A 21,741-nucleotide genomic window follows, 5' to 3' on the forward strand; every position below is an offset into this window, starting at 1 on the left:
AATAGACTTTTTCATCAGCTTTTTTAGAAATCTTACAAAGTTGTAAGGTAAATGAAAGACGAATCAATATGAGATGTAAGATAACTCCTTTACACTTCAAACTAAGCAGAATAAATGAAAGGAGAATGTGGTATGGAAATATTGCAGGCGAAAGGGATTAGTAAAGTATATAAGGGGAAAGTTCCTTATAAAGCTCTTACTGATATTGATTTATCTATTCAAGAGGGTGAGTTCGTTGGTATTATGGGACCATCTGGCAGTGGAAAAACAACATTGTTAAATATGGTATCGACGATTGATTCACCAACATCAGGTGAAATTTTAATAAATGGAACGAATCCTTTTCAGTTATCATCTGAAAAATTAGCATTATTTCGTCGTCAACAATTAGGATTTGTTTTTCAGTCATTTAATCTTCTCAGTACGCTTACCGTAAAAGAAAATATTGTGTTGCCAATGACGTTAGATGGAGTGGCTGTAAAGGAAATGAATAAGCGGGTGGAAGAAGTTGCAGAAAAGTTAGGCATTCTGGATATTTTGCATAAAAGAACATATGAAATTTCAGGTGGTCAAGCACAGCGAACCGCAATTGCTCGTGCAATCATTCATAAGCCACAATTGTTACTAGCGGATGAACCTACGGGAAACTTAGATTCTAAGTCTTCGAATGATGTGATGGGTATGTTAGAAGAACTGAACAAGAAAGAACGTGCAACGATGATGCTTGTTACTCATGACCCATATGCAGCGAGCTATTGTAGTCGCGTTATCTTTATTAAAGACGGTGAATTGTATAATGAAATTTACTGCGGTGAAAGTAGACAAGCTTTTTACCAAAAGATTATGGATGTTCTCTCTTTGTTAGGAGGGAAAAGGCATGACTTTTCGTCAATTCGCGTTTAATAATGTTTTTCGTAATAAACGGACATACGCCGCTCATTTTTTAAGTAGTACATTTTCTATCATGATTTTCTTTACGTATGCACTTTTGTTATTTCATCCTAATTTAACGGGTGAGTTGAAATCGACAAGTGAAACGATAAGTGAACTCGGTACAATTGGGTTTAGAATTTCACAGGGCTTGATTTTTGTTTTTTCATTTTTCTTTATCTTATATTCAGTAAGCTCATTTTTAAAAACACGCAAAAAAGAATTTGGTATTTTAATGATGCAAGGAATGTCGATGAGGCAGTTAAAGAAGTTAGTGCTCATTGAAAATATGTTAATTGGATTTGGTTCAATCTTTATAGGTATTATGATCGGCCTTATATTTTCAAAATTAGTACTGCTCATTAGTGCGAGTATTTTAATGATTAACAATGGACTACCTTTCTATATTCCAACTCAAGCAGTACTATTAACTATTATTACATTTATTTTCTTGTTTTTAATCGTATCACTGTTTACTTTTAAAATGATAAGAGTAACAGAGCTTGTGGAACTCATTCAAGCAGAAGAAAAACCAAAACCTGAACCGAAATCTTCTATTATTTTATCGCTTCTATCATTTGTTAGTATCAGTTCGGGATATGGAATTGTACTTTATATTAACTTTAGAAGAATTATCTCTTTTCCATTATTAGGATTAGGTGTGTTATTGGTTATAATCGGTACTTATTTTCTGTATACGCAATGCTGTGTTTTTCTGTTGCAAGCTGCCAAAAGGCGAGAATCTTTATTTTTAAAGAAAACAAATATATTGACGTTTTCAGAGCTGATATATCGAATGAAAGATAATGCAACGATGTTTTTTATTGTATCTATTATTTCGGCAGTCGCGTTCACCGCAATCGGAACTACTGCTGCACTTGGAAATAAAGAACTATCAAGAATGACCAATCCGTATACGTTTACGTATATGAGTTTTGAAGAAAATAAGATGGAAAATGAGCATCTTTCTGTAATTAAGAAATCTCTTAATGAGGCAAATATTCCTTATCGAATGGGCTCTGCCTCTACTAAATATACAGAAAGTAATGTCTCTGTTATGAAATTAAGTGAATATAATGATCTTGCGAAAGCTCTTGGTTATCAAAGGGAAGCGCTTGATAGAGAAGATGAGATTTTGTTAGTACCAGGATGGATAGCACAAAAACAAGAGTTTAAAGATGGTGAATTTAAAAAAGAAATTGAAGTGATTCATGGGGATTGGATGAAAACATTTCATGTAAAAAAAGCTGTAAAGAATTTAGTTTTACCACATGAAGTAGAAAATATTTTAATTGCAGTACAAGATGATGTTTATGATAAAATTCCTTTCATTAACCGTGAAGATGTACCACATTCTAAAGAACGTATTTACGGATTTGTTGTAGATGATTGGATGAAAACGAAAGAAATTTCACATCAATTAAATAACATACTAGATAGAGATAGAGATGGTGAAGAGCGTAATTATTATTTCGCTGCTTTAACGTTGCAGTGGTTACAAGCGAAACAAACAAACGGATTGTTACTTATGGCAAGTGTTTTAGTGGGAATTGTCTTCTTTACATTTGCAGCGAGCTTTATTTATTTCCGTTTATATACAGATTTAGATCGGGATCAGCAACAATATAAAATGATTTCAAAAATGGGATTAAGCAAGCGAGAACTAAAAGGTGTTGTAACAAGACAGTTGTTAATCATGTTCTTTTTACCAATTATTGTTGCGGTAATCCATACTGCAGTCGCATACACTGCACTGCAACAATTAGTGGATTTTTCTATTTTAAATAGTTCAATTATCATCTTAATTTCATTTGTATGTATACAAATCTTATATTTTTTTATGACTCGTTGGCGTTACCTCCAAAAACTTTATAGAACTATGGATCAGTAAAATATGATTATTAAGGTTTGATTGTATCAAAGGTAAATGGAAAATAACCATACTGGAGTATACTTAAAAATTAATTTAGACAATGAAAGGAGTCATAATGAAAAAAATAATATCTTTTTTTATGTTAATTGTCCTGATTGTAACAAGCCTAAGTGCCTGTTCTTCCTCTGAAGAAAATAAACGGCCTGCGAACGGGATGGTAATGATTGGGGACGAACAATTCACTTTACCTATTTTTGAACGTTACAAAGAAAATATAAAAGAAAAAGAGGTATTTGAAGTGAAAACGGGGGTTTTTGGTGAAAATAAAGTGCTCATTATAGATGAATCTACAGCGAAAGCTATGATAAAAAATCAAATTTTGCGGGAAAATGATGTGAATAATCACTCCGGTTATACTCCTATAAAAAAACTACCGGATATCCCTAAAGGAGCTTCATTATTATTTACGCATGAAGAGGAAAAACATATTTCGAGTATCGATTTAAATAGTAAAGAGATTCCTGTTTCGTATGTCAGTAATGCTTGGATTGGAAACTCTCGTGACTACAAATCTCAATGGTATCTTATCGTTGCAAGAAATGACGTATATAAAGAAATACAAGCGAATAAAACAAAATTACAACTTATTCACTTGAAAAAATCATTAGGCTACGAAAAGCCTAAAATGTCAACAGACAATACATTAGTGAATGAATATTTAAAGATAAAAAGACAAGTCAAAGATTTTCATAAATTAATATCGGTCAAATTTGTTACTTTTGAGGATGAGGGTTAAAAAGAAAAGGAAATTGTCAACAAAACTTTATCAACTATGTAATGTTTCATAATTAATAGACAATTCAGATAAGATAGTTTACAGTATCTTTAAGTTAATAATTGTGATAGAGAATTGGAGATCCACACTATATAGCCATTGCTAATTGCGTTGGTATATCTTTGTGGATCTTTTTTTCTATTACATAGAGAAAGGAGCGAAATGAAAACGCTTTATTGGGGAGGTATAGAATAAGAAAAGGGGATGTAAAATGAAAAGATTACTTTTGGGATTTTTAATTTTATGTTTTATCGCTTCGAGTGTAATTATTCCAGTACCAACACATGCGGAAGAAGGAAAGAAAAATAACAATCCTATTATTTTGGTACATGGCTTTACAGGGTGGGGAAGAGATGAATTATTGGGCGTAAAGTATTGGGGGGGGGTACATGATATTCAAGAGAATTTAAAGAGAGATGGATACAGTGTACATACCGCTGCTGTTGGACCGTTATCAAGCAACTGGGATCGTGCTTGTGAGTTATATGCTGAAATTAATGGGGGAACAGTAGATTATGGAGCGGCTCATGCTGAGAAACATGGACATGATCGATATGGGAGAACATATACAGGGTTTGTCGGAAATTGGAGTGAGACAAATAAGGTTCATTTAGTAGGACATAGTATGGGTGGTCAAACGATACGTACACTTGTTCAAATATTAAAAGAAGGAAATCAAGAAGAGAGGGATTATGCAAAACAGCATGTAGATGTGAAGGTGTCTCCGTTGTTCCAGGGCGGAAAATCATATGTTCATAGTGTAACGACATTGGCAACACCTCACAACGGGACAACCCTCGCAGATGGAAGTTTACTTCTACCAGCTGTAAAGCAATTACTCGTCGCAACTGCTGGAATCGGAGAAAATAACAATCTATCACTATACGACTTTAAATTGGATCAATGGGGAATTAAAAAGAAAGCTGGGGAGTCATTTTATCAATATTCAAACCGTGTCTTAAATAGTTCCATTTTGAAGGATACGAAAGATATAAGTCAATGGGATTTAAGTACAGATGGAGCGAAGGAATTAAATGACTGGGTAAAAGCGCAACCAGATGTATATTATTTCTCTTACAGCGGACATGCAACACAAGCCGCACCTATAACGGGAATCCATTTTCCGCACATTACAATGAATAAGACACTAATGGGAAATGCAATTTTCTTAGGGGCATATGCAAGATACGAACAGAATCGTCCATTCATCGATTCATCTTGGTGGCAAAATGATGGTGTAGTGAATACAAGTTCAATGGTGGGACCATCAACTGATACGATTATAAATAATAATGACACACCAGAGCTTGGAAAATGGAACCATATTGAGACAAAACAAAACTGGGATCACCTTGATATGGTTGGACTAAGTGTTTCGGACTCATTAGGGTTTTCTGATATTAATGCTTTTTACCGAACAATCGCTGAAAAGTTATCCAATTTACCAAAATAAAGTAAAACTGTAATCATTGGGGGTCTTACTGTCCACGAATAGCGGGGGGACTGAATTCCTATTTATATCGAAATATAAAAACTCTCTCAGATTATTCTGAGGGAGTTTTTACTTCGTGAATTGTATTTTACTTTCGAAGTATAATGGAGTTAACATTAAAATAGCATGATAGTCCGAGGTGATGATATGAGAGTTAACGTGGTGATATCTGGATATGGAACTGTTGGAAAAGAGTTTGTAAGATTGGTATTTGAGAAAGCTTCATATATAAAAGAGATGTACGGCATCGAACTTGTTTTTACTGGAATTATTGGGAGTACAGTCAATCTTTATAATGACAAAGGTTTACATATTAAAGAATTATTAACTTATGGTACTGGTTCTCATGTATTAGAGAAGTATACCAAACACTATCCACTTGATAAAAGTGAAAAGTTTCCTTTTGGTACTGTATTAATTGAATCGACACCAACTAATCTTCAAACTGGTGAACCAGGAAGAACATACATTGAAACAGCGATTGAAAACCATATGGATGTAGTAGCTATTTCGAAAGGAGCACTTGTTAACGCATGGAAAGAAATAAAAGAAAAGGCAAAACTCGCAAACGTACGTATCTGTTATAGCGGCGCAACTGCTGCTGCACTCCCTACATTAGATATTGGACAATTCAGTTTAGCAGGATGTCAAATTGAAAGTATAGAAGGTATTTTAAATGGAACAACAAATTATATTCTTACAAAAATGTATGAAGAAGATGTAACATTCCAGGAAGCATTGCATCAAGCGCAGCACAAAGGGATAGCTGAAACAAACCCCTCATTAGATGTAAGTGGAATGGATAGTGCATGTAAACTTCTATTATTGGCAAATAGTTTGCTGCAAGCAGAATGTTCATTGAATTGTATATCTATAAAAGGTATAGAGGATGTTACAAAACAAGATATAGAGAAAGCAAAAGAAAAAGGTAAATCTCTAAAACTAATTACAACAGCATATAAAGATCATTCAGGAAATCTTAAACTTGAAGTATGCCCGCGTGAAATAGAGAAAGGGCATCCATTGGCTCATGTAAATGGAACAGAAAAAGGAATCACTTTTCATACTGATACGATGGGGAAAGTTACTTCAACCGGAGGAGCTTCAAGCCCAAGAGGAGCAGCGGCAGCGGCTTTGAAAGATTTAATTAATTTGTATCGAAAAGATGTATGATGAAAAAATATAGTATTCAATTAAAATGAAAAAGATAATAATCAATTTGACAAATAAATATTTTTATGTTATAATTAAAATTTTAACATTTGACAGCAAACCCTTAGGGTGATACATTTTAGTAAGAGAAATAACTTCACTAATTTATGTATCGAGGGGGACGTGTAGTATGAAAATAGAAAACGGTCTAGCGGTTTTGAAATTGAAAATTCAAGGATTTGAATTAAATCCAACATTACTTTGGGATGAAAAAGAAGCTCTATTAGTCGATACTGGTATGCCAGGTCAATTAGAAGGGATTCGCGATGCAATGATTGGTATTGGTGTGCCTTTTGAACAATTACAAGCAGTTATTTTAACTCATCAAGATATAGACCATATTGGAAGTCTTCCTGAAATACAGCAGAAGGCAGATCATTCTATTGAAGTGTACGCCCATGGATTAGACAAACCTTATATTGAAGGACAGTTACCCCTTATTAAAGGAGATCCAAATAAAATGAGTGAAGAAAAATGGGCGGCACTTCCAGATGTTGTGCAAGCTTTATATAAAAATCCTCCAACAGCAAAAGTAAATCAAACCTTAGAAGATGGACAAAGACTTCTATTTCTCGGAGGCATTGAAGTGATTCATACACCAGGACATACTCCGGGGCATATTAGTTTATATAGTGAAAAGTATAAGACATTAATTGCAGGTGACGCGATGGTATGTGTTGAAGGAAAACTAAAAGGGCCAGTTCCACATACGACATCAGATATGGAAACAGCTACAGAATCACTTAGAAGATTTTTAGAGTTTGATATTGAGAGGATAATTTGTTATCACGGTGGTGTTTGTGATTTGAATGTGAAGGAGCAGATTGAAACATTAGTAAGAAAAGAAAAGTAATGTTGTTATGCAAACTCGTATTTTATCCAGTATAAATTGCCCATAAAAGCCCGACTGGTAAAGGATGATGAAGAATACCCCATTTTATAAAGTTTTACTTTATGAAGTTCGAACGTTCAAATTATATTTGATAGTTATATGGATTATGTTATGATAAGTATCAAAGTTAAATAGTTTATTTCTATCCACTAGGGGGGCCTTTTATAGGCTGAGATCAAAGAATATTTTTGAAACTCTTAGGACCTGATCTGGGTAATGCCAGCGTAGGGAAGTGGAAGTGACAGAAGATGATATTTTTAAAATATTGATGATGTCCAGTCCGCTTTCTTTACGTGTGTGTAAAGAAAGCTTTTTTATTTTTGTGCACCTATTTGAAGTAAATCTCTGTAGTCTAGTCGTTAACGAGCGATTCGTTAAGAAATCTGTTTCATTTTTATTATTAAAATGTTTATTGGAGGGTCTTTCATGTCATTTTCACAGTTAGTACGTAAAGAAGTTAATCCAATTTGGGAAGCAAGTTTTAATCATCCATTTGTAACAAAACTAGGAGACGGCACATTAGATTTAGCTAGTTTCCGCTATTACGTTTTGCAAGATTCATATTATTTAAGTCATTTTGCAAGAATCCAATCGTTAGGAGCAGCAAAAGCTATTGAATTAGAAACGACAGCCCGTATGGCGTACCATGCACAAAATACATATCAAGCGGAATTATCACTGCATGAGAATTTCGCTAAAAAACTAGGAATTACGAAAGAAGAAAAAGAATCGTTCATTCCTGCACCGACGGCTTATGCGTATACATCACATATGTATCGCGCTGCATATGATGGGCATATCGGGGATGTTATCGCAGTAATTTTGCCTTGCTATTGGCTTTATTATGAAATTGGTGAGCGACTCAAGGAATGTCAACCTGAAGAACCAATTTACCAAGAATGGATTTCCGCATATGGCTCTGATTGGTTCCGTACTTTAGTAGAAGAGCAAATTGCTAGATTAGATGCCATTGCTGAAACAGTAACAGAAGCTGATCGTAAGCGAATGAAACAGCATTTTGTAATTAGCAGTCAATATGAGTATTCATTTTGGGAGATGGCTTACACATTAGAAAAGTGGCCAGTGGAAGAACAAGTAGAAGATGTAAGTTTATAATGAAAAGATATGTCTCTCATCAAGCATGCGAGAGTATAGAAAATGACTAACTTAGTTTAGTCATTTTTTTTACAAAATAATAATATCTATATTTCTATGTTTTAGGAAAATTAATTTTAGTGATTAATTGATTACATATTATAAAAAAATTACACAATAAAAAAGAGGGAGAAGATGGTTTTTATTGAATTTTGTTTATAATTCCTTTTTAACTTGTTAGAGGGTAATCGTAAAGAAGATTATTAATCTTTTTGACACTTTTTATTCCACTTACAATAATTGGGGTGTTCTATTAAAAAAATTTAATTTTGGAAAGGGATCAATAAATATGAAAACAAGAAAACGAATGGGAAATATTTTTTTACTCGTTAGTGCAATTTGTGTGATAAGTATTCCTTCTGTTTCATATGCGGAGGAAGTAATTTCACCTAAAAATTTCGCGAGTCCTTCAAGTTTGTATGAGGGGAGGAATATGGATGTATTGAAAACAAGTTTTTATGCCAATACATATAATAATCCGTTCAACCACCAATTTATTTCGACATTAAAGGAAACAAACACAAATATAAAAGAAATAGACAATGTTGATGATGAAAATCCTGTTATATCTACTACTCTTACATTTATTCGTGATATGCATGCTGAAAATTATAAATCTGCATTTGATTTAACTTCTCGATCTTTACAGAAGATAATATCTGAAAAATGGCTGGAGAGTTATTGGAAGGGACTCCCAGTACAATTACAAGCAGGTTCTTTTATTGGAATTGGAGAGGTAAAACAAAAAGAGACAAATTCCGTTCATACAAATGTAGAGATTGGATTAGTTTTTGAACAATTTACTATGCCTTTACTAATTAAATTAGATCCATCTGGAAAAATAGATGATTTTCAATTTAGCATGTCGTTTAGTCCTGTCGCAGAACGTCCATCATATAGTAAGCCTGAATCATTTGTTGAAAAAGAAGTAGTAGTCGGAAGTGGCGCGTTTCCATTACCAGGAACATTGTCTGTTCCAAAGGGAAATGGTCCTTTCCCAGTGGTTATCCTTGTTCAAGGATCTGGAGCAAGCGATCAAGATGAAACTGCATTTGCTTTAAAACCATTTCGCGATTTAGCTGAAGGTCTTGCTTCAAAAGGAATTGCCGTCCTTCGCTATAATAAACGAACCTATGAACATGGATTGAAGACGCAATTTAGTCCTTTTTATACAGTTGATAAAGAGACAACGGACGATGCACTTCTTGCCACTCGTTTTCTTCAAAATGAACCTATGATAGACAAGAATCAAATTTATATTCTTGGTCATAGTCAAGGTGGAATGATGGTTCCGCAAATGATCGAAAAAGACCAAAATCAAAATATTGCTGGGGCGATTGTAATGGGAGGACCAGCTCGTACAATCCAAGATGTTGTTTTAGATCAATTTGATTATCTTTTTTCTATTGGAAGAATGAAACCTGAAGAATATAAATTTTACAAAGAGCAATTTAAATTATTAAATGATCCTAACTTCTCTAGTCAGAATCCTCCAAAAGATTTTTATTTAGGATCACCTGTATTTTGGGATTCTATTCGTAAAATTAAGGCAGCGGAAATGTCCAAAGAACAAAAGACACCTCTTCTTATTATTCAGGGAGAAAGAGACTATCAAGTTCAATCAAAAATCGAAATTCCTCTTTGGAAAGAACAATTAAAAGAGCGAGATAACGTAGATTATCGACTATATCCAAAGTTAAATCACTTCTTTACAGAAGGTGATGGGGAATTAAGTAAACCGGATGAATATAATAGTCCTGCCAATATCCCTGAGTATGTTATAAATGACATTGCTACTTGGGTGCAAGGAAGAGCCAAATGAAAATAGTACAGTATATTTGTGAGAGCGCATTCCGTTTACAAAAAACATGGGGAATTAGCCTGTGTTTTTTGTGCTTATATGAAGAATTTTAAAGGGGTGTTTAAAGATGACAAATGCAAATGAACAGAAAAGTATAGAAGAAATTTTAAAAATCGCTGAAAAAAATGGTTTACCATTGAATAAAGAAAGCGCTGAATTAAATGAATCAGGAATGGACTTTCAAGTTGTATTTGCTACTGATGAGAAGGGCGCTTCATGGGTTCTTCGGAAACCGAGAAGACCTGATGTCATTGAAAGAGGGGCATTAGAAGGGAAAATACTTGAGCTTGTTCAAAAATATGTACCTGTTGCAGTACCAAATTGGAAAATCAACACATCAGAATTAATTGCTTATCCATTAGTAAAGGGGAATCCTGCTGCTGTTATTGATTTAGAAATACAAAATTATGTGTGGCACATTCAAAATAATCCCCCTTCTATGACGTTTATTCGATCGTTAGCCGAATCACTTGTTGCGTTGCATTCAATTAATCATGTTGAGGCTACTAAACATGGACTTGAAGTTCTTCAACCTGCTGAAGCAAAGCGATTATTAGTAGATAGAATGCATCAAATAAAATCACAACTTGGTGTTTCAGCCGAACTATGGGAGCGTTGGCAAAAATGGCTTGCGGATGAATCGTATTGGCCAAAGTACTCTGCATTTGTTCATGGTGATCTACATCCACCGCATATTTTAGTTGATGAAAATACCAAAGTAACAGGCCTGCTAGATTGGACAGAAGCGAAAGTGACAGATCCCGCTACTGACTTTACTCTGTATCTCACAATCTTTGGAGAGGACAATTTGAAAGTATTATTAAACGAATATGAAAAAGCAGGAGGAAAAGTTTGGCCGAGAATGCTTGAACATATTATCGAACTTGGCGCTGCTTATCCGGTCATGATTGGATTGTTTGCACTACAGACAAAGGAAGAGGCACATATGGAGATGGCGCGTGGGGCTTTGGGAGTGAATGAGAAATAATAAATTCTATTGTGTAAAGCGGCTGCGTTGTGAGGGGGGAATATAATCATATAAAAAGGTATATCCAAGTTGTTGAGCTCTTGTCCATCACACGTTTGAAGATGCGAAAGTTCGCTAAATATACAATAGGATAATTTGATAATCCCGCTAATTTACAAATAGCGGGATTTGTCATTTCTTTATACAAATCTAGATCTCTATTGTCAATTATAGTTTTGTTTTTTTGTTTACTTTTTGGTACAAGTAGGATTAAGATGTTTTTTAGGAATGTTATTATTTGCATGCATATACACTATAATTTGGTGGAAGTGAGGAATACGCTAAAAAACAAAAAATTTGCTTTGTTATATAGAAGAAAGATAGAAAACTGAAAGGGATGAGAGTTTTGAAGAAACTTGATGTGCTTTTAATGGTACTCAGCTTCCTGTTCCCCATTGCAGGTATTATGAAAAAAATTCCTCTTGAATTGTCATTTTATTTAGGAGGACTATTGTTTTTCACGAGTTTTGGAAGCTATTATGCAAAACGAATGTATTCACGAATATGTAGTTGGCTCGCTTACACTATATTTATCACGTTCTTGCTCGCAATTTGGAATCAATACGTAACAACTAGTTCTTTACTAGCAAACGCAAAAATCGCTGCATGTATTGCGGTAATTCCATTATTATTCCGGTTCCGCACCTATGCAATTACCTTAGGGTTACTGGCATTATGGGGTGGCTTATTATGGGATATTAAACAAGCCAAATCATTAGTCGTTCTTGGACGTATTATGAACTTATTGACTTCAGAACGACTGTATTTACTTTTGCTAGTAGTTGGATTTTTACTTGGTGGATTGTTTGCCAACATGCTAAAGCGTGGTAGTATCAATGAAAAACAAGAAAAAACAAATCTATTCAAACAAAAAAAGAAACGAATTAAACCGAATTTTAAAATTCGTATTCCGAGTTTACCAAGATTGAAAGTGAAGATGCCAAAGTTTAGTAGAAAATCTTCTAACTCAAAAGAAACACGTACGTATGAACCAAATCGTGAAGAAAAGACAGCAACGTATCATACAACGCAAACAGAGCAGCAACATCATGAAGTTGAAACAATGCAAGGACAAACAAGGATGGAACGACGAAGAAATCGTTATAATGCATAGAGGATGTTTTTTATACAAATATTTGAACCCGCAACGCCCCTGTATACAATTCGATGGGGTATTGCGGGTTTTCACTTTAATATATTAAACATCTTAATTATTGGAAATTTTCACGTAGAAGAGAATATATGATTAATGATAAGAAGAGAATACTATGAGAAAATTAAGTAATATGGCCATTGCAAGTATTATAGTTTCTGTAGGTTTAGGAATGACAATTTACTATATGCAAAAAGCTGAAAATAAACCTGTAGAAGGGAAGCTACAAGCAATATATGAAACTGCACTGAATTTAGAAGGGATTAAAGAGGAGATATTAGATGAGCAAAGAGAAAAACAAATAGAAATCAGTAATGAAATAAGGAAAAAGATTGAAGATATAAAAACAGAACATATAATTTCATCTAATGATCTAAAATAGCATCTTCGTTTAGGAAATTCAACCCAGTGAAAGGAATTAAATAAATATGCAACTTATCCAATGTACACGCCTGCTAATTACAAGTAAAACTTAATGACTTTATATTCAATTGTTTTTATACGGTATCAGAATATCAAGATTGAAGATTAAATAACATTACAAATGGCGGTATTGTGAACAATTTAGAAATAGATTGCTAATTGTTGTTTGGTTGAATATTCTTAATCTTAAAAGAAACACATTGATGGAGGTGTTAATATTGCTCATTATCATCACTATATCAGCATGTCTCTTAGTATGTATTAGTTTATTACATGTTTACTGGGCATTTGGCGGGAAATGGGGAATAAAGGCAGCGATTCCAACTAAGTCAGGAGAAAAAGCTTTTACTCCTGGAACTGGTATGACATTATTAGTTGCGCTATTACTATGTATAGCAGCGTTACTTTTATTATTACAGGCAAATGTTATTTCCTCTTTTATTCCACATGTCATCGTTCAAATCGGTTCTTGGATTTGTATGTTTGTATTTGGATTAAGAGTGGTTGGAGAATTCAATTACTTTGGCATATTTAAAAGAAAAAAAGATACATATTTTGCGAAAATGGATACAATGTTGTTTATTCCATTGTGTGCTTTTTTATCTTTTTCATTTCTCCTAGCAATTATTAGATGAAAAGAATAGCATGCGTCTCATTATATGTTACACTATAAATTACATTATTTCAGAAACGAATAGAGGGAAATACATGATAGATAATTTAAGTAAAGTAATCGATAATATGCCAGAAGATGAAGCAAAATCATTACTCCGCTTCATCTTAATTCAACTTGATTTAATGGAAACAGAGCCAAGCGAAGATAGAATGGACATTTTAACAGAAATCCCAAAACAACTCATTGAATCACAAAAACCTAAGCTACATATTAAAGAGAGTAAACATGTACATATTGCATTTGGTGACTCGCCAGCTGGGTGTATTAAACATATGCTGAAACAAGCTAATTTAACAGAAGACTATGTTATTCTTTTCTCCGATGCGTTCTCTATCGGCCCAATTCATCAATTGAAGTTAGAAGCTGGACAAGTAGCTCGCCAGCAATGGCTATCTAGAAGTTTAAACTCTTATGATCTTTATTTTGAAGAAGAATATTTATCAACATTCAAACAATCAATGAAAGAATTACAGTCTATTCCTCAAGATATACCAATTACAATTTGGAAAGCTGATAATGCACATGAACATGTGGGCCTTTGTTTTGTCCTTGCACATTTACAAGATCGAGATAATATTCGTGTAATTAACACATCTGAAGCATATAGAGAACTGTTCCCAGAAGGCTATGATATACGCGGGACAGGAGGGTTATCTTCAGAGAGACTAGCAGTTATTTATGAAAAGTACGGAAAAGATTCATCACTGGCTAATGAAGCACGAAAAACTTTTGAACAAGAATGGGAATTACTCTCTGAAACTACGGATTTATTACGAATTTGGAATGAAAACCAAGTTCAATCCGTACAAGAAGATTATTTCGATTCTTTCATTATTGAATGTGCAGAAAGATTAGAAACAACAAGATCTTTCTGTAAGGCACCAAGGTTAGTAGGAGAAGTTCTTGGGCATATTGAGCAAGTAATTGGAGATGTTTTTCTTGAATATCGCTTGCGTACATTAATCCAGCAAGGTGTATTTGAAATGGAAGGTACATTAAAAGCAATGCGCTATTATAGCGTTAAGTTGAAGAAGAGGAACCGTTAGGAAAGTACGGTTTTACAGTGTCCATTTTAAAAAGCCCAATTTCTCAGCATTAAAGTTGAAAAATTGGGCTTTTTTGTTCGGAAAAGGAAATGAGAACACCTCTATTGTTTTACAGTTATTTCAAAATAGAATCTCTCAACTTCTATTTTGGGCTATATAAATAAGCTTCCCATAGGAGCAATACAACATATGATTGGATAAAGTAATTAATCATAAGAGGTGAGTTTTTTAATGTATAATCAACCAACGTATTTTCCATATGTAGATTATAATCAAACAGCATATTATAACCCACAAACTTCTGGTTATGAAACATCTGATGAACTAAGAGATGTGGAGCTTGAAGAATATAGACCTGATGATGCGGAAGATGCTCCGACGTCACCACCGCCATCACAAGTACCATCTTTACCATCAACATTCGCCACTCCTGCACAAAGTAGTAATATGAAATCATGGATGTGTAATTGTTTAGGCAGATGGGGATATTTACGATTGCATCGACCAGGACCATTCGGAAGAGATTTATGGTTTTTCCCAACTGAAGTGAGAAGAAATGGAGTATCGGGATATACTTGGCAAGCCGGACGTCGCCGGAAAGTAAGTTACCGATACCAGCAAATTAGTAATTTCATGTGCTTTGCTTAGTGATAAAACAAAATGTAGGAAAGAAACACTAATAGGCGATAAGAAGAAAATATCTTCTTATCGTTTGTTTTTTGAAATGAATTATTTTTCAATATATAAAGTAAGATCGCAACGGAAAATTTACAATTTTCCCACTATTCATGAGTTATAATTCATATGTTGAAGTGCTTTTTACAAATAGATGAGAGTGAGGGAATGCAATGTTTTTTAAAAACAAAGTTGGCCTCAAAATAGAAGATGGTATTCAGTTAGCCTCTGCAGGTTTTAAAGAAGATGCTTATGAAATTTATAAAGAATCACGCGCATCACAACCAATTTTGTTCGTATATAAGAGTGAACTGTGGACAGAATGGCTTATTACAAGATATGAAGATGCATTACCACTTTTAAAAGATTCTCGCTTGAAGAAAAATCCAGAAAATGTATTTTCTCAAGAAAGATTAAAACCATTTCTTTCTCTTGCAAATAGTGACCACTTAACGAAACATATGTTAAATTCAGATCCACCTGATCATAGTCGTTTACGAGCACTAGTTCAAAAGGCTTTTACTCCTAAAATGATTTCACAATTAGATGAACGTATTCAGAATATCGCGGATACTTTATTAGACCGTGTAGAATATAAGCATTCCCTAAATCTTGTTAATGACTACGCCTTTCCATTACCAATCAATGTAATTAGTGAAATGCTTGGCGTTCCAAAAGATGATCAAGAAAGATTTAGAATATGGTCTCATGCGGTAATTGCTTCCCCTGAAACACCAGAGGAAATAAAGGAAAATGAAGAAAAACTATCCGAGTTTATTACATATCTTCAATATTTAGTGGATGTAAAAAGGAAAGAGCCGAAAGAAGACTTAGTTAGTGGATTAATTCAGGTGGAAAGCGAAGGAAGTAAATTAAGTGCACCAGAACTTTATTCAATGATTATGTTGCTTATTGTCGCAGGACATGAAACGACTGTGAATCTTATAACCAATACGGTATTAGCATTGTTAGAAAATCCAGATCAACTGCAGTTATTAAAAGAAAAGCCCCAACTTATTGATTCAGCGATTGAAGAAGGATTACGTTATTATTCTCCCGTTGAAATTACGACGGCACGTTGGGCAACTGAACCTTTTATGATTCATGATCAAGAGATTCAAAAAGGGGATATGGTAATCATTTCACTAGCGTCGGCAAATCGTGATGAGAATGTCTTTGTGAATCCGGACGTTTTTGATATTACGAGGGAAAATAACCGCCACATTGCATTTGGACATGGAAGTCATTTTTGTTTAGGAGCCCCGCTTGCTCGTTTAGAAGCAAAAATTGCAATTGCCACATTGTTAAAACGTATACCTAAAATCCAAATAAAAGGGGAACGCGAAAAAATTAAATGGCAAGGCAATTATTTAATGCGTTCTTTAGAGGAATTGCCGTTAACTTTCTAGAATAGGTATTTGAGACGTGCATACATTGTATTTCGTTCACATAGAGTATGTATGTGTCATTTAAAATCGAAACGGAAGGGTGAAGACATCCCAATGATCAACTAATTCTATTTTTTAAGAAATCTTCGTTATAAAACGAAATATTCTTCTGAATAGGATTAGTATGTACATTTTTATATGTAAAAGGGATGTATTTTCGCACTGCGAATAAACTGACTTTTATAATATGATGATGGTGCTGCCCCCTATTCAGAATGTAGAATAGGGGGCTTTATTATGTCTATGAATATAGAAGCTAAACAAAAAAGTAATATATCTGTAGTACTAAAAAATCGATTTGTGCAAGCAATTATTGCTTCAGCATTATTTCTCCAGATAGGAATTTGGATCCGAAACTTTGCGGTACTGCTGTATGTAATGGAAATGACCAATGGTGATGCGTTTGCCATTTCAATGATTTCAGTTGCTGAATTTGCGCCGATTTTTATCTTTTCATTTATAGGAGGAACGTTTGCAGATAGGTGGAAGCCAAAAAGGACGATGATTTGGTGTGAAGCCTTAAGTTCGTTATCAGTATTTGCAGTATTGTTTACACTTATGTTTGGTACTTGGAAGGTAGTATTTTTCGTTACACTTATCTCTGCAATTCTTTCGCAATTTTCACAGCCTTCAGGTATGAAATTATTTAAACAACATCTATCTACAGAAGAAGTACAGTTAGCTATGTCATTATATCAAACCATTTTTGCGATTTTCATGGTATTAGGTCCTATACTTGGCACGTTTATATTTCAAGCCTTCGGAATTTACACTTCTATTATTGTGACAGGTATTGCTTTTTTATTTGCGGCTTTAGTCTTGCTATTTCTTCCAAGAGATATTGAAGAACAAGAAGAAAAGAAAAAAGTTAGCTTATTGCAAGAGATGGTGGATGGAATTAAATATGTAAAGGCAAAGAAGACACTAACATTACTCGGAATTTGTTTTATGGCAGCAGGATTAGGGATTGGTCTGATTCAGCCACTAGGTATTTTTATCGTAACTGAACAATTAGGTTTATCAAAAGAAAGTTTACAATGGCTACTCACTGTAAATGGAGCCGGAATGATTATTGGAGGAGCGTTAGCGATGGTATTTGCCAAAAATGTTGCTCCGCAAAAGATGTTAATTTTAGGCATGTTTGCACAGGCCGTTGGCATTGGTATCATCGGATTTTCTACAAATTTATGGATTACACTCATTGCTCAGTTTTTCAGCGGTCTAGCACTTCCTTGTATCCAAATTGGAATAAATACGCTTATTATTCAAAACTCGGATACAGACTTTATCGGACGAGTAAATGGGATTTTAAGTCCTTTATTTACGGGTTCGATGGTATTAACGATGAGTATTGCCGGTTCATTAAAAGAAGTATTTTCACTTAGCACAATGTATGAAGGAACAGCATTACTATTTATTATTGGTTCATTATTTATTTTGCCAATATATAATTTGAAACCAGTAGTAGGAACTTCAAATGAAGGTGGTGCTGTCCAGCATGAATCCTAATTCAAATGTGCAATATCCGATTGAAGGAAATAAGAGTGTTCATTTCATTAAAAATACAATAACAAAACCAAATATTATTGTTGGAGATTATTCTTATTATGATTCAAAAAATGAAGAAACATTCGAAGATCAAGTGCTATACCATTATGAATTTTTTGGAGACCGATTGGTTATGGGAAAATTCTGCTGCGTAGCACCTGGAGTTACATGTATTATGAATGGCGCAAACCATAAAATGGATGGATTTTCAGCGTATCCATTTAATATTTTCGGTCATGGCTGGGAGAAATTCACACCTACACTTTCTGATTTACCGTTTAAAGGAGATACGGTTATCGGAAATGATGTATGGATTGGTATGGATGCGACGATTATGCCCGGAGTGAAGATAGGGGACGGAGCAATTATTGCTGCTAAAGCGGTTATAACAAAAGACGTTCCACCATATACAATTGTTGGTGGTAATCCTGCTACTGAGATAAAAAAGAGATTTTCAAATGATGTAATAAATGAATTGTTAGAAATAAAGTGGTGGGACTTGGACATTAAGATTATTTCTAAAAATATTGATGTAATTGTAAGTGGGAATATGGAAGCGTTGAAAAAATTAGCAGACGCTTCAGTGTGAAAAATATGAAAAAAGGAGGGCTCCATTACGAAAGATGAGTCCTCCTTTTTTCATTCGCTTTATCAATTTTATAAACAAAACCACCGTCACACCATAAGTCGTAACAAAATGTTTCTGGCTTAGCTAGAAGAGTTCGGGAGCGTTCAACCCATTTAAAAATATCTGAATTCGTTGAATTTGTTGCACTTTGTAAGATGTTTTGAAGAGATTCTATATTATATGTATTTCCGCGAGTTCGAATAGCATCTCCAACTAATAGATATAAACAGTGAAGAAAAAAAGTTTGATTGGGACAATTTGTATCACTTGCAATACTCAGTATAATTTCTGCTGCATTATCGCATATCGATAAGTCCCAGTCTTGCTCAGGGAAAACAGCATGTTCTGTATAAGCCCATTCAATAATTTCTTGTGTTGTAGGGTTCCACGGATCTTTCATTATACAATTTCCTTTATCATTTCTTAAATAATAAGTTAATTATATAATAGAGAAAAAGTTTGAGGAAAATGTTTTTCTTGTCCAATTTTTCATGATAATTAGCAAGCGTAGTATCAATACAAAGAAAAAAATAGAAGTATCGTACCTCTCAAATTTGTTAATGATAAAAGGATAAGGAGGTGTGATACTTATGGCACAAGATGTTTTATGTGAAGTAAACAACTGCAAATATTGGGGTAACGGAAACAAATGTAATGCAGATGCAATTTATGTAGTAAGTCATAAAGGTAACCAAGCATCTACAACAGAAGAAACGGATTGCAAAACATTTATTCCTGAAGCTTAAACGATAAAGGGTAACCGCACCGGGTTGCCCTTTTATTAATTATATTATTGATAATAAATTTCATTTTCATTCACTATATTTGCTTTTTTGTCATTTTTTATATTTTTTTCATGAGAGAGGTAATCCAAGCTAGCTCATGTTCAATACATGATTTTCTATGTTGTATGACTTCAGAAATAAAAAGTAAAGTTTCAGCTAGGGATTGAATAGAGGCTAATTGTTTGTATAGCACATTTTGACGAGTCGTTAAAACTTCTTTTCGAGCTTCGTAATCCAGTTTCTCAAACAGTGCAACACGCACAAGAAATTCAGTATCATTAGCAGCTAGTTTCTCTGGAAACTCTCGCATCATTTCATAAAAGATTTCTTCACCTGTAGGAGTTAATGCGTAAATGTTACGGTTTGGTTTACCTATTTGTTGATGAATCTTTTTTGTAATTGCTCCCATATCTTCAAAACGCCGAAGGGCAGGATAGAGCATGTTATGATTCAATTCAAAATTTTCTCCAAGACGATTTTGAATGTTTTTCTTTATTTCATAACCATACTTTGGTCCAGAAGTTAATTCTGCGAGTAGTAAAATATCAACATACATATGTATCCTCCTAATTTTTTCTCAAGTTTATATCCGTAAATATCCCCTGTATATATGTTAAAATAACATATGTTAGTCTATACATCTTTGAACTGCCTACCTATTACTTTATTTTAAAAGAAAAGGGAGGAAAGAACTATGAATTCGCCTGAAAATGTAATTTTGGTTCATGAAATTTCAAAGCTCAAAACAAAAGAAGAGCTGTGGAACCCTTATGAGTGGTATAAGCATATGAGGGAAAATCATCCGGTCTATTATGATGCGGAGCAGGATGTATGGAATGTTTTTTTATATAATGATGTGAACCGTGTTTTATCTGATTATCGCCTATTTTCAAGCAGAAGAGATCGTCGTCAATTTTCCGTTCCGCCTTTAGACACAAGAGTAAATTTAAACTCTTCTGATCCTCCAGAGCATCGAAATGTTCGCTCAATTGTTTCAAAGGCATTTACCCCAAGAAGTCTTCAGCAGTGGAAGCCACAGATACAAGCAATTGCAAATGAACTTGTGAAAGATATGAATAATTATGATGAAATTGATATTGTAGAGCAGTTTGCTGCAATTCTACCTGTAACCGTTATTTCTGATTTATTAGGTGTTCCAACAACAGATAGAAAAAAAATTAAGATGTGGTCAGATATTTTGTTTATGCCATATAGTAAAGAGAAGTTTAGCGATTTAGATAAGCAGAAAGAAGTTGCTTTACATGAATTTAAATCTTATCTTCTCCCGATTGTTCAAGAGAAACGATACCATTTGAAAGAAGATATTATTTCAGACCTGATCAGAGCAGAGTATGAGGGAGAAAGATTGACTGATGAGGAAATTGTGACATTTTCATTAGGGCTTTTAGCCGCAGGGAATGAAACCACTACAAACCTTATTATTAATAGCTTTTATTGCTTTTTAGTAGATGCACCTAAGGTATACAAAGAATTAAGCGAAAGTCCAGAGCTGATTCCTAAAGCGATAGAAGAGGTACTACGTTATCGTTTCCCTGTTACATTAGCCCGTACTATAACGGAAGATACAACAATATTTGGACCAAAAATGAAAAAAGGACAAATGATTGTTACGTGGATAAGCGCTGCCAATTTAGATGAAAATAAATTTTCACAAGCAGATTGCTTTGATTTACATCGACCTGGAAATGAAAAACATTTAACATTTGGCAAAGGGCCTCACTTTTGTTTAGGCGCACCACTTGCTCGTTTAGAAGCTGAAGTTGCATTAACTACGTTTATTAGGAATTTTAAAAAGCTAGAACTTTCACCATCCTTTTATTTAGAGAACTGTATATTAGAGAATGAACAAACGTTAAAGTGGTTTCCTATCCTTTTAAAGAAATGAAGCATATTAAAAAAATGAAAACCCCTATTCTAAGTAGGAGTTTTCATTTTTTTAATAAGTTTTTTTAACAAACTAAAAAATATTTCTTGACCTGAAACGCTTTTCATAAATTATAACTAAGTTGTGTTTGACAAAGTGAATATGGAAACGATACCTAATTTGTGTATTTATCCCGC

21 protein-coding genes and 1 riboswitch are annotated in these 21,741 nt (G+C 33.9%); of the genes, 19 read left to right on the forward strand and 2 right to left on the reverse strand.

From position 1 onward, the window contains the following. Window positions 1-132 precede the first annotated feature (132 nt). The 17 genes from ORL93_RS03480 to ORL93_RS03560 all read left to right on the forward strand — a co-directional run bounded on the left by ORL93_RS03480 (window position 133) and on the right by ORL93_RS03560 (window position 18,835). A complete protein-coding gene (locus ORL93_RS03480; protein ID WP_016131456.1) occupies window positions 133-903 on the forward strand; it encodes an ABC transporter ATP-binding protein in 771 nt (256 codons plus the stop codon). Next, the gene (locus ORL93_RS03485) at window positions 878-2,821 is read left to right on the forward strand and encodes an ABC transporter permease (protein ID WP_097793744.1); all 1,944 of its coding nucleotides are present in this window, start codon (window positions 878-880) and stop codon (window positions 2,819-2,821) included. Before ORL93_RS03480 ends, ORL93_RS03485 begins: the two co-directional genes overlap by 26 nt. A 97-nt stretch (window positions 2,822-2,918) precedes the next feature. Continuing rightward, window positions 2,919-3,599 carry a lipoprotein BA_5634 family protein gene (locus ORL93_RS03490; RefSeq protein ID WP_097793745.1) on the forward strand — a complete coding sequence of 227 codons (681 nt, stop codon included), beginning with the start codon at window positions 2,919-2,921 and terminating at the stop codon, window positions 3,597-3,599. Between the two features lie 250 nt (window positions 3,600-3,849). Further along, window positions 3,850-5,091, forward strand: a complete 1,242-nt coding sequence (locus ORL93_RS03495) for an esterase/lipase family protein (RefSeq protein ID WP_097793746.1) — start codon at window positions 3,850-3,852, stop codon at window positions 5,089-5,091. A gap of 186 nt (window positions 5,092-5,277) precedes the next feature. Continuing rightward, window positions 5,278-6,303 carry a homoserine dehydrogenase gene (locus ORL93_RS03500; RefSeq protein ID WP_098160294.1) on the forward strand — a complete coding sequence of 342 codons (1,026 nt, stop codon included), beginning with the start codon at window positions 5,278-5,280 and terminating at the stop codon, window positions 6,301-6,303. 169 nt (window positions 6,304-6,472) lie between these two features. Beyond that, the gene (locus ORL93_RS03505) at window positions 6,473-7,195 is read left to right on the forward strand and encodes an MBL fold metallo-hydrolase (protein WP_097793748.1); all 723 of its coding nucleotides are present in this window, start codon (window positions 6,473-6,475) and stop codon (window positions 7,193-7,195) included. 180 nt (window positions 7,196-7,375) lie between these two features. After that, window positions 7,376-7,482, forward strand: a riboswitch (TPP riboswitch). 178 nt (window positions 7,483-7,660) lie between these two features. Further along, the gene (gene tenA, locus ORL93_RS03510; RefSeq protein ID WP_098160296.1) at window positions 7,661-8,350 is read left to right on the forward strand and encodes a thiaminase II; all 690 of its coding nucleotides are present in this window, start codon (window positions 7,661-7,663) and stop codon (window positions 8,348-8,350) included. Window positions 8,351-8,678: 328 nt separating this feature from the next. Beyond that, the gene (locus ORL93_RS03515) at window positions 8,679-10,211 is read left to right on the forward strand and encodes an alpha/beta hydrolase (RefSeq protein WP_098018713.1); all 1,533 of its coding nucleotides are present in this window, start codon (window positions 8,679-8,681) and stop codon (window positions 10,209-10,211) included. A 106-nt stretch (window positions 10,212-10,317) separates the two neighbouring features. Further along, window positions 10,318-11,238 carry a macrolide 2'-phosphotransferase gene (locus ORL93_RS03520; RefSeq protein WP_006094989.1) on the forward strand — a complete coding sequence of 307 codons (921 nt, stop codon included), beginning with the start codon at window positions 10,318-10,320 and terminating at the stop codon, window positions 11,236-11,238. A 385-nt stretch (window positions 11,239-11,623) separates the two neighbouring features. Further along, the gene (locus tag ORL93_RS03525; RefSeq protein WP_018780565.1) at window positions 11,624-12,391 is read left to right on the forward strand and encodes a DUF3959 family protein; all 768 of its coding nucleotides are present in this window, start codon (window positions 11,624-11,626) and stop codon (window positions 12,389-12,391) included. 154 nt (window positions 12,392-12,545) lie between these two features. After that, the gene (locus ORL93_RS03530) at window positions 12,546-12,812 is read left to right on the forward strand and encodes a hypothetical protein (RefSeq protein WP_265958614.1); all 267 of its coding nucleotides are present in this window, start codon (window positions 12,546-12,548) and stop codon (window positions 12,810-12,812) included. Window positions 12,813-13,071: 259 nt separating this feature from the next. Further along, the gene (locus ORL93_RS03535) at window positions 13,072-13,488 is read left to right on the forward strand and encodes a DUF3995 domain-containing protein (protein WP_142308424.1); all 417 of its coding nucleotides are present in this window, start codon (window positions 13,072-13,074) and stop codon (window positions 13,486-13,488) included. 73 nt (window positions 13,489-13,561) lie between these two features. Further along, window positions 13,562-14,575, forward strand: a complete 1,014-nt coding sequence (locus tag ORL93_RS03540) for a DUF1835 domain-containing protein (protein ID WP_098018708.1) — start codon at window positions 13,562-13,564, stop codon at window positions 14,573-14,575. 231 nt (window positions 14,576-14,806) lie between these two features. Further along, window positions 14,807-15,223, forward strand: a complete 417-nt coding sequence (locus ORL93_RS03545; protein WP_003204498.1) for a hypothetical protein — start codon at window positions 14,807-14,809, stop codon at window positions 15,221-15,223. 200 nt (window positions 15,224-15,423) lie between these two features. Further along, window positions 15,424-16,659 (forward strand): cytochrome P450 family protein, encoded by a 1,236-nt coding sequence (locus ORL93_RS03550; RefSeq protein ID WP_265958616.1) that lies wholly within the window; start codon window positions 15,424-15,426, stop codon window positions 16,657-16,659. 276 nt (window positions 16,660-16,935) lie between these two features. Beyond that, window positions 16,936-18,207, forward strand: coding sequence for an MFS transporter (locus ORL93_RS03555; RefSeq protein WP_018780560.1), 1,272 nt, complete (start codon window positions 16,936-16,938; stop codon window positions 18,205-18,207). Next, window positions 18,197-18,835 carry a Vat family streptogramin A O-acetyltransferase gene (locus ORL93_RS03560; protein ID WP_033798888.1) on the forward strand — a complete coding sequence of 213 codons (639 nt, stop codon included), beginning with the start codon at window positions 18,197-18,199 and terminating at the stop codon, window positions 18,833-18,835. The genes ORL93_RS03555 and ORL93_RS03560 overlap by 11 nt, the downstream gene beginning before the upstream one ends. A gap of 25 nt (window positions 18,836-18,860) precedes the next feature. Here the strand turns inward: ORL93_RS03560 and ORL93_RS03565 are convergent, their stop codons facing one another. Continuing rightward, entirely contained in the window at window positions 18,861-19,274 is a 414-nt protein-coding gene (locus ORL93_RS03565) for a hypothetical protein (protein WP_018780558.1), read from the reverse strand. A 190-nt stretch (window positions 19,275-19,464) separates the two neighbouring features. Here ORL93_RS03565 and ORL93_RS03570 point away from each other — a divergent pair, with 190 nt between their 5' ends. Continuing rightward, window positions 19,465-19,620 carry a DUF1540 domain-containing protein gene (locus ORL93_RS03570; RefSeq protein ID WP_003204488.1) on the forward strand — a complete coding sequence of 52 codons (156 nt, stop codon included), beginning with the start codon at window positions 19,465-19,467 and terminating at the stop codon, window positions 19,618-19,620. Window positions 19,621-19,717: 97 nt separating this feature from the next. Here ORL93_RS03570 and ORL93_RS03575 read toward each other — a convergent pair whose 3' ends face one another. Further along, entirely contained in the window at window positions 19,718-20,215 is a 498-nt protein-coding gene (locus tag ORL93_RS03575) for a PadR family transcriptional regulator (RefSeq protein WP_265958617.1), read from the reverse strand. A 138-nt stretch (window positions 20,216-20,353) separates the two neighbouring features. Between ORL93_RS03575 and ORL93_RS03580 the strand changes: the two genes are divergently transcribed. Next, window positions 20,354-21,565 carry a cytochrome P450 gene (locus tag ORL93_RS03580; protein ID WP_265958618.1) on the forward strand — a complete coding sequence of 404 codons (1,212 nt, stop codon included), beginning with the start codon at window positions 20,354-20,356 and terminating at the stop codon, window positions 21,563-21,565. Window positions 21,566-21,741: the final 176 nt, after the last annotated feature.

The organism is Bacillus sp. DHT2, from assembly GCF_026241455.1.
GTDB lineage: Bacteria > Bacillota > Bacilli > Bacillales > Bacillaceae_G > Bacillus_A > Bacillus_A pseudomycoides.